Here is a 12,680-nt window from a genome sequence, read left to right on the forward strand (position 1 = left end):
CGGGCGGTCCGCCAACGACGGCGAGCCCATCGTTTGGCCGGCGCGGCATTGGACGACAGGGCAGACAGCGCGGCGAGTTCCAGGGAGCACCAGATCCGAAAGGTGCATCTGCTCGACGGGCCTGCGGAGTTTAGAGCGGTCCGCGTCGATCGTTCAAAGAAGGCGCTGGGCGATGCTGAGTGATCAGGGTTTGTCGCTGCATACGCGTTGATTCGACACAGAGTTAACGGCGCAGGAACTGAGACAAAGCGCTCGCTATTCTGCAGATAAGAGCGCAGTGTTGCACCACCACCGAGCGGCTCTTGGCATCTATCGGTGGTGTGAACGCAAGTTGCGCTCCCGCTTGACCATGCAGCGGAGCGTCAAACATGTCGGCTCAACGATCCCCGAGACAATCACTGACATTCGAATACCGTCTCGCGGAAGAGGCGGACAATCTCCGTCTCCAAGCCAAGGGGATGCCCCTCGGCGTCCGCCGCACGGAGCTTTTGCGAAAAGCCGGTCAGATCGATGTTGCCGGAGAGCTCAACAGATGGTTGACGTCGCCGGGACTACAGCCACCATTCTAAATTTGGGCCTCGACCTGCCGACGTGATGAACTTCGGCACGCGACGTCGAGACCTACATGTATCGGGATTTTACTCTCACCCTCCCGGGGCTGGAAATCCGCCGCCCGCGCTTTATTTAAGCGGGCGGCGTTTTTTATTTGCGATGAAGCCCTTCGGCGAAACCGCACCTGCGATTAGGGGCCGCGCCTTCAGTTCGAGACTGCAAGTCGAACCTTGTCACGTCAACAATGGCCTCCGCCTTGGAGCGTGGCCATTTTTTTGTGATCCAAAATTAAAATCTGAAAATCCCGGGCACAGTAGACGGGGGTTAGTCATTTCAATGGCTTGCGCGATCTGCTCAACGGCTTGCGCGAGCGCGCGATGTCGTTGACCCCTCGGGCAAAACACTGGCAGGATAACATCATCGCGGCTGTCATGGTTCGAGACGCGCCGTCAGGCGAAGCACGCCATGAAGAAGCCATCCCGCCGCGCCGCTGGCCGCGTTACGACTGCTGCCGAAGCAGCGATCACCCTGAAGCTCGAAGACGCGGCGCTGAGCCAGATTGCTCACGCCCTCGCCAATGGGCAGGTCACGGCCACGGCACTGACCGAGGCTTACCTCGCACGCATCGAGGCCTATGACCGCAATGGGCCCGCTCTCAACTCCGTGCGCGCGCTCAATCCCGACGCGCTCGCGATTGCGGGCAAGCTCGACGGCACAAAACCGTCGACAAGGCGTCCGCTGGCCGGCATTCCGATCCTGCTGAAGGACAACATCGCGACGGGTGACAAGCAGCCGACGACGGCGGGCTCGCTGGCGCTGGAGGGGGCGCGTTCGAAGCGCGACGCGACCGTCGTCAAGCTGCTGCGCAAGGCCGGCGCGGTGATCCTGGGGAAGGCGAACCTGACGGAGTTCGCCAACATGCTCGCGGTCGACATGCCCGCGGGCTATTCCTCGCTCGGTGGTCAGGTGAAGAACCCTTACGCGCCGGCGCTGACAGACGATCGCGGCATCCCCATCGTGCTGCCGGGCGGATCGAGCGCAGGGTCGGCAGTCGCCGTGGCGGCCGGCCTGTGCGCGGCCTCGATCGGCACCGAAACCTCGGGCTCGCTACTGTTTCCCGCCAGCCAGAATGGTCTCGTCACCGTCAAGCCGACCGTCGGGCTGGTCAGTCGTGCAGGCATCGTGCCGATCGCGCACAGCCAGGACACCGCAGGTCCGATGACGCGCACGGTGCGCGACGCGGCGATGCTGCTGAACGTGCTGGCCGCCAAGGACCCGCTTGATCCGGCGACGCAACGGCAGAAGCGGCCGGCCGATTACACCGCCGACCTCGCAGGCGATGCGGTGAAGGGTGCCCGCATCGGCGTGCCGAGCGACCCCTCCGATCCGCTGAACGATTGCTATTACGGCAAGCTGCCGCCCGCATGGGTGAACGTGATGAGTGAGGCGATCAAGGTGCTGGAGGATCTAGGTGCCGTGATCGTACGCGCCAACATGCCGACGCCTGGCTGGATCGGCGGGCCGGGCACGACCATGGCCGTGCTCAATCGCAATCCGCTGAGCCGCCACGCGGGTTCTGTGGCAAGGCCGCCGGTCGTCTTCCTCTACGAACTCAAGCACGATCTCAATCGCTACCTGAAGGATTGGGCGACCAACACTGACATCAAGACCATTGCCGACATCGTAGCCTTCAACGAGGCACATGCCGAGAAGGCGCTGCGTTTCGGCCAGGACCACTTCCTCGCCGCCGACGATACCAGGGGCGATCTCAGCGAGCGCGAGTACAAATCGGCGCGGGCCATGGACCTGCTCTCCGCCAAGACGCGCGGCATGGACGCCTACATGAACCAGTACAGGCTCGATGCGGTGCTGTTTCCCGGCAGCGGAGGTTGTGTGATCGCGGCGAAGGCCGGCTATCCCAGCGTCATGGTGCCGGGCGGATTCATCTCGGGCGCCGACGACAAGGACACGCCGGATTATCCGCTCGGCATCACCTTCGCGGGCCGCGCTTGGAGCGAGCACAAGCTGCTGCGTCTCGCCTACGCCTATGAGCAGGCTTCGAACATGCGCAAATCGGCGCCTGGCTTGTCCGCGCTCTAGACTCCCTGGCAATGAACGTTTGGAACCCTGAAGCGTTACCCGGATATCCTGGCGTTGGATAAGCGATCCGGCGTGCCGGGATCATGACGGAGTTCAGTCGTTGCTCAAACTGCACAGGTGGCCGTCCGACGATTGGCAAGGCATCGGCGCGGAAATGCCTTCGGAGATCATCTGGGCCGATCTCCTGAATGCCACTGACGAGGAAAAGCAGTTCGTCGAACGGTTGCTGAAGATACGCATTCCGTCCGCGGAGTCCCTCAGCGAGATCGAGGCGTCGAGCCGCCTGATCTTCGATCATGGCACGCTTTATCTCGGCTCGCCCGCGGTCCGGCTCAGCGAGGACAACGAGGCCGAGATCACGCCGGTGGGTTTCATCATCGGCCCGCATGTACTGGTGACCGTGCGCTTTGCGGAGCTGCCGATCTTCGACCAAATCAGCAAACGTGTGGGCTCCGACGACAGCCTCGAGAACGGCATGTGCGTGTTCACCAGCCTGCTCGAAGCGATGATCGATCGCGGTGCCGATGCTTTGGAGCATCTTGCCGCGAGGGTCGACACCCTCTCCAGGGGCGTCTTCAAGGGTGGACTCGTGCGCAGCAAGCGGCCGGTCCGGTCCAGCCGCAGGATGCGTGAGGCGCTGGAGAACGTCGGCGAATTAGCCGATCGCCTCGCCAAGTCGCGAGACGTTCTGCTGGGGGTCGGGCGCATCGCGTCGTTTGCAGGCGATGTCGGCAGCGAGTGGATCACGGAGGCGTCGAAAAAACGTCTCCACGCCGTATCGAAGGACGTCGTCTCGCTTAGCGATTACGAGACGCGATTGTCCGACAAGATCCAGCTCCTGCTCGATGCGGTGCTCGGCTTCATCAACATCCAGCAGAACGAGCTGTTCAAGGTTCTGACGATCGTGTCCGTCGTCGGCGTGCCGCCCACCATCCTGGTCGGTGTCTGGGGCATGAACTTCAAGAACATGCCGGAGCTGAGCTGGACCTTCGGTTATCCCCTGGCGCTGCTTGCGATCATCGCCAGCGGGGTGTTGCCGTTGATCTGGTTCAGGCGCCGCGGCTGGTTCGAGTGAAATAGCGGCGCATCGTCTGGACACGACGCGCCGCTTGTTGGTTCATGCTGCCTTCGCGTCGACGTTGCCGATCCAACTCCGGGCCAGGGTCACGTCGGCTTGCGACAATTGATGGCCTGCGGGCAACACCTTGTGGTCGACTTGCGCGCCCGCTTGCGACAACAGCGCTGCAAGCTGCGCCGAATTGCTCGGCGGGATGATCGGATCAGCTTGCCCTGACAGCAACAGGATCGGCTTGCCGCCGAGCTCCGGCTTTGGCGGATCCGACAGCGGCACCATGGCGCGCAGCAGGATCGCGCCCGCCAGCACGTCCGGCTTCAGCAGCAACAGCGCGGCTGCGATGTTGGCGCCGTTGGAGAAGCCGACCGCAACCGGGGCGGCGATGCCGTATTGCGTCCGCGCCTCCGCGACGAAGTCGCCGAGTTCCAGCGCGCGCCGGCGCACATCGTCCTCGTCGAACACGCCCTCGGCGAGGCGGCGGAAGAAGCGCGGCATGCCGTGCTCGAGCACACGGCCACGCGGCGAGAGCAGGGCGGAGCCGGGCGAGATCATCTTGCCGAGGCCGAGCAGGTCGTTCTCGTCACCGCCGGTGCCGTGCAGCAGCAGGAGCGGAGGGGAGCCCGCGCTGGTCGCGGGCTCATAACGATGGATGAATGCAGTCTCGGTCATCACACTCTCTCTTCCAGGTTCGGCAACACGCCCTCGATCTGCTTGCGCTGCGCTTCGAGGAAGCTCGGCAGCTTCAGGTCACGTCCCAGCGTCGCGACGGGCTCGTCGACGGCGAAGCCGGGGATATCGGTCGCGATCTCGAACAGCACGCCGCCGGGCTCGCGGAAGTAGATCGAGCGGAAGTAGTTGCGGTCGCGCTGCTCGGTCGGATGCAGGCCGTGATTGCTCACTAGCTTTTGCACCATCTGGCCCTGCTCGGCATCGTCTGCCGCGCGGAAGGCGATGTGGTGCACGGAGCCGCCGCCCTGATGTCCGCGCAAAAAGCCCTTGGCCTCGTAGATGTCGACGACGCTGCCCTGGACATCGCCCGGTGCCTTGAAGCGGATCACCGAGCCTTCGCGGCCCGCCTCCTTGAAGCCGAACACGTCGGTGAGCACGGCAGCCGTCTTGGCCGCGCTGTCGAGCAGCAAGGTCACGCCATGGAAGCCACGGATCGCGTGCTCGGCCGGGACGTCGCCATTGCTCCAGCCGGACTCGTTCTCTGCGCCGGGAATGCCGACCAGCGCGAGCGCCATGCCGTCAGGGTCGGTGAACGGCAGCACGGATTCGCCGAAGCGCTTCTCCAACGCCTCGTAGGCGATGCCCTTCTCTGTGAAGCGCTGCGTCCAGTAGCCAAGCGAGCGCTGCGGCACGCGGAAGGCGGTCTGATGGGTCTCGCCGACGCCGCGGCGACCGGGACCCACGCCGGCCCAGGGGAAGAAGGTCAGGATGGTGCCGGGGCGGCCGGTCTCGTCGCCATAATAGAAATGGTAGGTGCCGGGATCGTCGAAATTGACCGTCTTCTTGACGAAGCGCAGGCCGAGATCCCTGGTGTAAAAGCCGAAATTGCGGATGGGGTCGCCGGCGATCGCGGTGACATGGTGCAGTCCAGACATTGTCGTCCTCCAGAATTCGGGGAGCGGTCTTGCTCTCTGGGGTGAAATATCGTTCCGCTTTGGATTGGAGACAATCCATGCAAATATGACGTCTATGTCTACGATTTGGAAACAATCGCCCGAGGTAGCCCTTGGATAAGGTGTCCAGCCTCCGGGCCTTCGTGAAGGTGGTCGAAAGCGGCAGTTTTGCGGAAGCCGGCCGGCAATTGCGGCTGTCGCGTTCGGCGATCAGCAAATACATCGCCGATCTCGAGGAGAGCTTGGGCGTCCAGCTGCTGAACCGCACCACCCGCCACGCCAGTCCGACCGAGAACGGCCAGCGCTATTTCGAGCGCGCGGTCGTGATCCTCTCGGAGATCGAGGCGGCCGATCAGGCGGTGACGCAGGCCCAGTCCGCGCCGCGCGGCCTGTTGCGCGTCAACGCGCCGATGTCGTTCGGCACGATGCGGCTCGGGCCTGTGCTCGCCGACTTCATGGTGCGGTACCCGGAGCTTCAGCTCCAGATCGTCCTCAGTGACGATCTGCTCGATCCCGTCCAGGACAGCTTCGACGTGACGCTGCGGATCGCGGAATTGGAATCATCGAGCCTGATCGCGCGAAAAATCATGCCGGTGGCGCGGATGATCTGCGCTTCGCCCGACTATTTCGCGCGTCATGGCACGCCCGGGCATCCGCAGGAACTGCGCGAGCACGCCGCGCTGACCTACGGCTTTCTGCTCACCGGCAATCAGTGGAAGCTCACCGGCCACGACGGCGACCACTGGATTCAGCCGGCCTGGTCGCTCTGCGTCAACAATGCCGAAGTGCTGCGCGACGTCGCGATCAAGGGTAGGGGGCTCGCACTGCTGCCGGAGTTCATCGCGGCTGATGCTTTGCGGAAGGGTGAGCTCCGAACGGTGCTGGATGGCTATTCCGCACCGCCACTCGCGCTCTACGCGGTCTATCCGCCAACGCGGCATCTGTCGGTGAAGGTGCGGCTGTTCATTGATTTTCTGGTGGAGCGGTTCGGGCGGGAGGAGGCGGTGGGCGTGCGAGCCCGAGCCCACCGCTGATTTGTCGAAATGACCCATTGTTGCCCTTGACGGAAAGGGCCATGCTTCGCGCCGATCACCGCAATGGAAGGTCTTCAATTCCGTGAACAATTCGATCCCCGCGATTCTTCCGCGCGGCAATGGTCACCAATTTGTCCTGTACGGCGACTCCTGTTCAGGCGTGCCGGGTGCATTGCACGAAAAGACCTTCGCCGCGGTCAACGCAGTCGTTCAACGGCTCAGGCCGCAGCCCGAATTCATTCTCTTTCCAGGCGATGAAATCATTGGCCTGACGCCGGGTGTGGACGCTCTGCGCGCGCAGTGGCGACATTGGTTCGACACGGAAATGGCGTGGCTCGACCGTGCGGCCATCCCGATCTGGCACACAACCGGCAATCATACGACCTACGACTTGCCAAGCGAGGCGGTGTTCCGCAGCGTGCTCGACTTGCCGAACAACGGACCGCCGGGGCAAGCGGGTCTCTCCTACTTCGTGCGGCGCGGCGACCTTCTGATGGTGTTCGCCAACACGCTCTGGAGCGGCCTCGGAGGTGAGGGCCATGTCGAGATCGACTGGCTGGAAGCAACGCTGAGAGCTCATGGCGACGCTCGACACAAGCTCGTCCTTGGCCATCATCCGGTATTTCCCGTCAACGGCTTCACCGGCACTTATCAGCGCGAGATCGGTCACGAATACGCTCGTCCGTTCTGGGATGTTCTCGTGAACGAGAACGTCCTTGCCTACCTCTGCAGCCACATCCTTGCCTTCGATGTGCAGGCGCACCGCGGTGTCCTGCAAATCTGCACCGCAGGCGCGGGAACGGCTCATAGAATGCCGGAAGGCGTCGAATATCTGCATTGCGTCCAGGCTGCGCTCGACGAGCATGGCCTGCGTTATCAGGTCCTCGATGTCGATGGTGCCTTAAGGGAGCGGATGGAATGGCCGCTGCCCAGTCCCGATCCCGCCTCGTGGAGGCAGTTGCCATCCGGAGAAGTGGAGGCCATGTTCAGCGGGCATCTGCCGAGCGGACGCAGGATTGAGCTCAGACTGTCGGGACAGAGCGCCACGACCGATGTAGCCTCGGCGCAGACGATCTTTACGGCTTTCTCGCCCGGCTCGATCGCGCCGTTCTGGCTGGGACTTCGGGGGCCGAAGCAGACCCTGACAGCCATCGTCGGTCGTGACCCCGGGCGCAGTCCATCCTATTGGTTCGGACCTGATCTTCCAGCAGGCGAGAGTTTTGATATCCACGTCCTTCTCTATCCGGATATGGGTCCCGGCGGTCTACTCTATCGCCACCACGACACTCCGTATTGGTCGTCCTTCAACTCTGCGACCGCGCGAGGATTGGAGCAGCTCCCCTGGCCTCGGCATTGGGCTATCGGCCATGGTCAGGGTGGTGGTGAAGACCGCCCGTTCAGAGGTGCCGCGCTGGATTTTCAGATCGCGCAAACAGGGGTTTGATGCTCGCGTACTGCATCCTGGATTGACTGCGCTGGTCACAAGCGGAAGCCATGTTCGGGAGATCTAGCTGACCGAACGCTGCTCTTCAGGCCGGAGCAATTCATCCAGCGTGCTCATCGACGCCTTCTGAAGTGCGGCGAGCTCGCGCGCGGCGCTCTCGCATTCGAGCGGCGACATCGAGGGCGCCCCAAGCTCAACCTCGCGGCAGCGCTCAAACAGGCGCATGAGCCCGAGTGCGCCGGCGGCGCTGCCAAGCTGATGCGTGAACCGCGAAAGCTGCTTGCGATCGCTGATCGCCGCGGCCCTGGCGATGTCATCGATCAGCCTGTCGCTAGTCTCTTGCAGCAGATGATGCAGCTTTGCGATCTGCGCCGGGCCCAACAGCTCTTTCTGGTCGTCGAGGAAGTGCCGGTCGATCAATGCACCTGCGGCGGGCTGCGCTGCGGCCGGCTCGTCCGGGGTGTCCTCGATCGCCTCGCGCAACGCATTGATCAGGATCGGCTTGCTGACGATCCTGGTGATGCCGGCGCCGGCGAGCCGCTCGCGCGCGCTGGTGGAGACGTCGGCGGTCACGGCGATGATCCGCGGCATTTTTAGCAGATCGAGCTTGCCGATCAGCGAGGCCGCCTCGACGCCGTCCATGTCGGGCATGTGCAAATCCATCAGGATGATGTCGAAGGCCTGGTCGCGGGCGAGTGCCACGGCCGAGGCGCCGTTGCCGGCGAGGGTGGGGCGATGGCCGAGCCGGTTCAGGATGGCTTCGCCGACTTCGCGATTGACGGGATCGTCGTCGACCAGCAACACGCTGAGCTGCCGCGACGGCGGCGGAAGCGCCCCTTGCGCGATGCTGGTCGCCGCGCGGCCAAGCGGCACTTCGAGCACGAAGGTGCTGCCCTTGCCGGGCGTGCTTTCGACCGTCAGCTCGCCGCGCATCAGGCGCGTCAGGCGCCGCGCGATCGCAAGACCAAGGCCGGTGCCGCCGAACCGCCGCGCGATGCTGTCGTCGGCCTGGACGAAATCCTCGAAGATGCGTTCATGCATGTCGGGCGCGATGCCGATGCCGGTGTCGCGCACGGTGATGTGCAGCAGGATGTGATCGTCGCGCTCTTCCGCGGCCGCCTTCAGGCTGATCCCGCCGCGCGGGGTGAACTTGATCGCATTGCCGATCAGATTGAGCAGGATGCGGTTGAGCCTGACAGGGTCGCCGTGCACCGAAATGCCGACCGTGGCATCGCAGACGAGGTCGAAGGTCAGGCCCTTGCCGAAGGCCTGCGGACGCATCAGGTCGGTGGCGGTCTCGATCAGCCGGTCGAGGCGGAAGTCGCGCGTCTCCAGCGCTTCGGTGCTGGCCTCCAGGCGCGCATATTCCAGGATGGCGTCCACCAGTGCGATCAGCGTTTCGCCTGATGCAGCGGCAGTGGCGAGGTGGCGGCGCTGCGCTTCGCCGAGGCTGCCGTCGTCGAGCAGCTGCAGCACGCCCATGACGCCGTTCAGCGGCGTGCGCAATTCGTGGCTGACGACGGCGAGGAAGCGCGACTTGGTCTCGTTGGCCTGCACGGCCACGCTGCGCGCGCGCTCGGCGGCGTCGTGCTCGGCAAGCGCATGGTCGCGTGTCTTCTCGAGCTCCGAGGTTCGTTCGACGACCTTGCGTTCCAGCGTCGCATAGGAGTCGCGCAAATGCGCGGCCATCCGGTTGAACTGGTCGCCGAGGGCTTCCAGCTCGTCGCCGGTCCTGATCGCAAGCCGCAGGCCGAGATCGCCGCTGCCGATCCGCCGCGCGCCCTGCGTCAGGATCTGGATCGGGACGGTCATGCGCCGGCTGAGCCAGAGCGACACCAGGACCGCAATCGCGAGCAGGATGACCAGCAGAAACGTCGAGCGTCCGATCGATGCATAGATCGGTGCGTAGGCTTCCGTGAGCGGAAGCTCGACGAACACCAGCCAGCCGAGCGAGGGGACCGTCGCGTAGGTCGACAGCACGCGCTGGCCCGACAGGTCCTCCTTGACCAGGCCGCTGGAGGGCGGCCCGACGCCGTCGAGCGCGGCGCGCACGTCCGCATGCGAGGTGAGATCGCTGCGGCGCAGCGCCGGCCACTGATCGGGATGCGCGATCAGGAGGCCCATGCGGTCGACGACATAGGCCTTGCCGGTGTTGCCGACCCTGATGCCGGCGACGAGGTCCCAGATGAAGCGCAGATTGACCTCGGCGATGACAACATTGGGCGCCGGGCCGGTCCCGCGCGTGGCGAGCGTCATGAACGGCTCGGTGTCGCCGAAGAAATAGACAGGGCCGTAATAGGCACGGCTGTCATTGGCGCCGCGGAAGGCGGGCGAGGCCGAGAGGTCGGCCTTGCTGCCGACCCTGTCCGCGATGCGGCGCGACACCCGCACCTGCTCGCGGCCCTGCGCGTCGAGCTCGGTGATCTCCGCGATGGCGGGCGACAGGCGCAGCAGGCGGATCGCGTTCAGCCGGTCGTCCTCGTTGGTCGACAGCTCCGGCGGCAGGCGCGCGAGCCATCTGATCTGGTTCTCGATCTGGCCGACGAACTGGCCGATCTGGATCGCAGCACTTGCCGCCTGCTCGCGCTGGGTCGCCGCGAGCAGCTGCTTCTGCTCGCGATAGGAGAACCAGACGTCGAAGCCGGTGTTGATGGCGAGCGCGGCAAAGGCGAGCGCGACGATCGAGTAGAGATATTTGCGGAACAGCCGGCCCGGGGGCGTTCGCAGATGTCCCTGGTCGACCTGTTCGTTCACTCGCGAATCTCGTCGGCGCGGGCGAGCAGCGTGAAGGGAATGGTCAATCCGAGCGAGCGGGCGACCGTGCGGTTGATCAGGAGCTCGTATTTCCGTGGCGACTGCACCGGCAGATCGCCGGCCTTGGTGCCGCGCAGGATGAGGTCGACATAGTCGGCCGAGCGCACTTCGAGCGTCGGTCCGTAGCTCATCAATCCGCCCGCATCCAGAAAATAGTGGAACGGATAGATCATGGGGACGCGATACTTCGCCGTCGCCGCAATGATTGCCTGGCGGTTCACCACCAGGAAGCTGTCGACCAGCGAGATCATCGCGGCCTTGGGCGGTTCGGAAAAGCGGCTGATCGCCCCCTCGATCTCCGCCGGCTTGCCGACGGGGGCGAGGACGACCTCCACCCCGCGTGTCGCGGCTTCCTGCTCGAGGGAGTCGAGATAGTAGCGCCCGGCGCGAGGCGTTGTCGCCGGATTGAACAGCACGCCGACACGCGCGATATCAGGCACGGCCTCCTTGATGAGCTGAAGCCACTTGCCGCCCATCTCGGGGGTGCTGCTGGTGAAGCCCGTGACGTTGCCGCCGGGATGGGCGAGGCTCTCGACGAAGCCGTTGCCGACGGGATCGTTGGAGGTCGCGAACACGATCGGGATCGTCCTGGTGGCCGCCAGGACGGCCGCGGTTTCCCCTGTCGAGCCGGTCAGGATGACGTCCGGCTTGAGATCGATGATCTCCTGCACGGCGATCTTCAACTTGTCGGGGCCGCCGAAGGTCGAGCGGAGTTCGAGGCGAAAGTTGACGCCTTCGACCCAGCCTCGTTGCCTCAAGCCTGCGATGAGACCGCCAAGTCGCGTGGTCGCAGCTTCGGTCAGGCTCCGTCTGGTCAGTTCGTCGTCGAGCGACAAAGCCGTCAGCGAGCCGATGATGCGGATGCGATCCGACGGCGTCGCGCCGAGCGCAAAAAATCCCGCGGTGGTTGTGCCGGCAAGGCGAAGGAAATCACGGCGGGCAAGCGCCGGCACAGTGTGGGCAGGAGCAGGCCGCTTGATCATGAAATGTTTCGCAAAACTAATTCCCGAGCGCCTGCATAACGCGAAAGGCTAATGGCCACAATTGATGAAAAAGAACGCATATGAATGTTCATTCGCAGCATTCAGCAGTCCGATACCGTATTCCTACCTGACCAAAGAGTCGCTGTTTCGGGCTTTGTCTGCTTCGTGACGATCTGTAACGCTTTGTGGCGTTGCAACATTTCCGTCTCGTTTGCGACGACGGCGCGGAGAAGTCGATTTCGTAGCTGCTGATTTTTGAAGTTTGTTTTCTGCTTTGTTTCGAAGGTTTTCGATGCGCAAAATCTATCTCGTACCGGCTCTCGTCGGTCTCCTCACATCTGTTGCAGCCGGGCCGCTCGCCGCTCAAGGCGCGGTGCCAAAGCAGAAGACCACACCCAGGGCCGCTGCGGCGGGGGCTGCGCCTGCCGCCGCCGGGGCGCCGGCCGGTGCAACGTCGACGGCCGCCGCCGAGACGCCAGCCGCCGCCGGTGAGGACAAGGCCATCAAGGCGATCGACGGCTTCCGCTCCGCCAGGTTCGGCATGAACGAGGCCGACGTGCGTGCGGCGATGACGAAGGACTTCAGCGCCAAGCCCGACACCATCAAGATCCAGGACAACGCCTCCGAGCTGACGCGCAGCCTGCTGCTCACCGCTCCGGAGTTGCTGCCGAACGGCGGTACCGCCGAGCTCTCCTACGTGTTCGGCTACAAGTCCAAGTCGCTGATCCAGGTCGGAGCGGTGTGGTCGAAGGGGACCGACACGGCGATGACGGCGGAGAAGCTGTTCTCCAACGCCAACATCCTGCGCGCCCATTTCATGGGCGAAGGCTTCAAACCCGACTCGATTGCGGTCAACATGCCGGTCGCGGGCGGCATCGTGATGTTCCGCGGCAGCGATGCCAAGGACCGCTCGGTGATCCTGCTGCTCCAGGGCACGTTCGAGAACAAGGAGAACAACCAGCGTGTGCTGACCCCCACCAGCCTGCTGCTGTTCTACGTGGCCGACGCCAAGAGCCCCGACATCTTCAAGCTGCCGCCCGGCCAATTCTGATGCCG

Annotated in this window: 9 protein-coding genes; 5 read left to right on the top strand and 4 right to left on the bottom strand. The window is 64.1% G+C overall.

The window, feature by feature from the left end; genetic code table 11:
* Positions 1-1,017 precede the first annotated feature (1,017 nt).
* Complete coding sequence (locus AB7532_RS12345; RefSeq protein WP_441235056.1) at positions 1,018-2,652, top strand: amidase family protein; 1,635 nt, start codon at positions 1,018-1,020, stop codon at positions 2,650-2,652.
* A 100-nt stretch (positions 2,653-2,752) separates the two neighbouring features.
* Positions 2,753-3,727: a magnesium transporter CorA family protein gene (locus AB7532_RS12350; protein WP_441235057.1), complete on the top strand. Its 975-nt coding sequence runs from the start codon at positions 2,753-2,755 to the stop codon at positions 3,725-3,727.
* A 42-nt stretch (positions 3,728-3,769) separates the two neighbouring features.
* Here AB7532_RS12350 and AB7532_RS12355 read toward each other — a convergent pair whose 3' ends face one another.
* On the bottom strand, positions 3,770-4,396 hold the full coding sequence (locus tag AB7532_RS12355; protein ID WP_441235058.1) for an alpha/beta hydrolase: 627 nt from the start codon (positions 4,394-4,396) through the stop codon (positions 3,770-3,772).
* Positions 4,396-5,331 (bottom strand): ring-cleaving dioxygenase, encoded by a 936-nt coding sequence (locus AB7532_RS12360; protein ID WP_441235059.1) that lies wholly within the window; start codon positions 5,329-5,331, stop codon positions 4,396-4,398. The genes AB7532_RS12355 and AB7532_RS12360 overlap by 1 nt, the downstream gene beginning before the upstream one ends.
* A gap of 131 nt (positions 5,332-5,462) precedes the next feature.
* On the opposite strand from AB7532_RS12360, the gene AB7532_RS12365 reads away from it, so the two are divergent.
* Both AB7532_RS12365 and AB7532_RS12370 read left to right on the top strand, forming a co-directional pair.
* Positions 5,463-6,383, top strand: coding sequence for a LysR substrate-binding domain-containing protein (locus AB7532_RS12365; protein ID WP_441235060.1), 921 nt, complete (start codon positions 5,463-5,465; stop codon positions 6,381-6,383).
* Between the two features lie 82 nt (positions 6,384-6,465).
* Entirely contained in the window at positions 6,466-7,827 is a 1,362-nt protein-coding gene (locus AB7532_RS12370) for a metallophosphoesterase family protein (RefSeq protein WP_441235061.1), read from the top strand.
* 63 nt (positions 7,828-7,890) lie between these two features.
* Here AB7532_RS12370 and AB7532_RS12375 read toward each other — a convergent pair whose 3' ends face one another.
* The gene (locus tag AB7532_RS12375; RefSeq protein ID WP_441235062.1) at positions 7,891-10,581 is read right to left on the bottom strand and encodes an ATP-binding protein; all 2,691 of its coding nucleotides are present in this window, start codon (positions 10,579-10,581) and stop codon (positions 7,891-7,893) included.
* Positions 10,578-11,624, bottom strand: coding sequence for an ABC transporter substrate-binding protein (locus AB7532_RS12380; RefSeq protein ID WP_441235063.1), 1,047 nt, complete (start codon positions 11,622-11,624; stop codon positions 10,578-10,580). The genes AB7532_RS12375 and AB7532_RS12380 overlap by 4 nt, the downstream gene beginning before the upstream one ends.
* A gap of 292 nt (positions 11,625-11,916) precedes the next feature.
* Between AB7532_RS12380 and AB7532_RS12385 the strand changes: the two genes are divergently transcribed.
* Positions 11,917-12,675 carry a hypothetical protein gene (locus AB7532_RS12385; protein WP_441235064.1) on the top strand — a complete coding sequence of 253 codons (759 nt, stop codon included), beginning with the start codon at positions 11,917-11,919 and terminating at the stop codon, positions 12,673-12,675.
* Positions 12,676-12,680: the final 5 nt, after the last annotated feature.

The sequence above is a fragment of the Bradyrhizobium sp. 930_D9_N1_4 genome (assembly GCF_052076015.1).
Classification (GTDB): Bacteria; Pseudomonadota; Alphaproteobacteria; order Rhizobiales; family Xanthobacteraceae; genus Bradyrhizobium.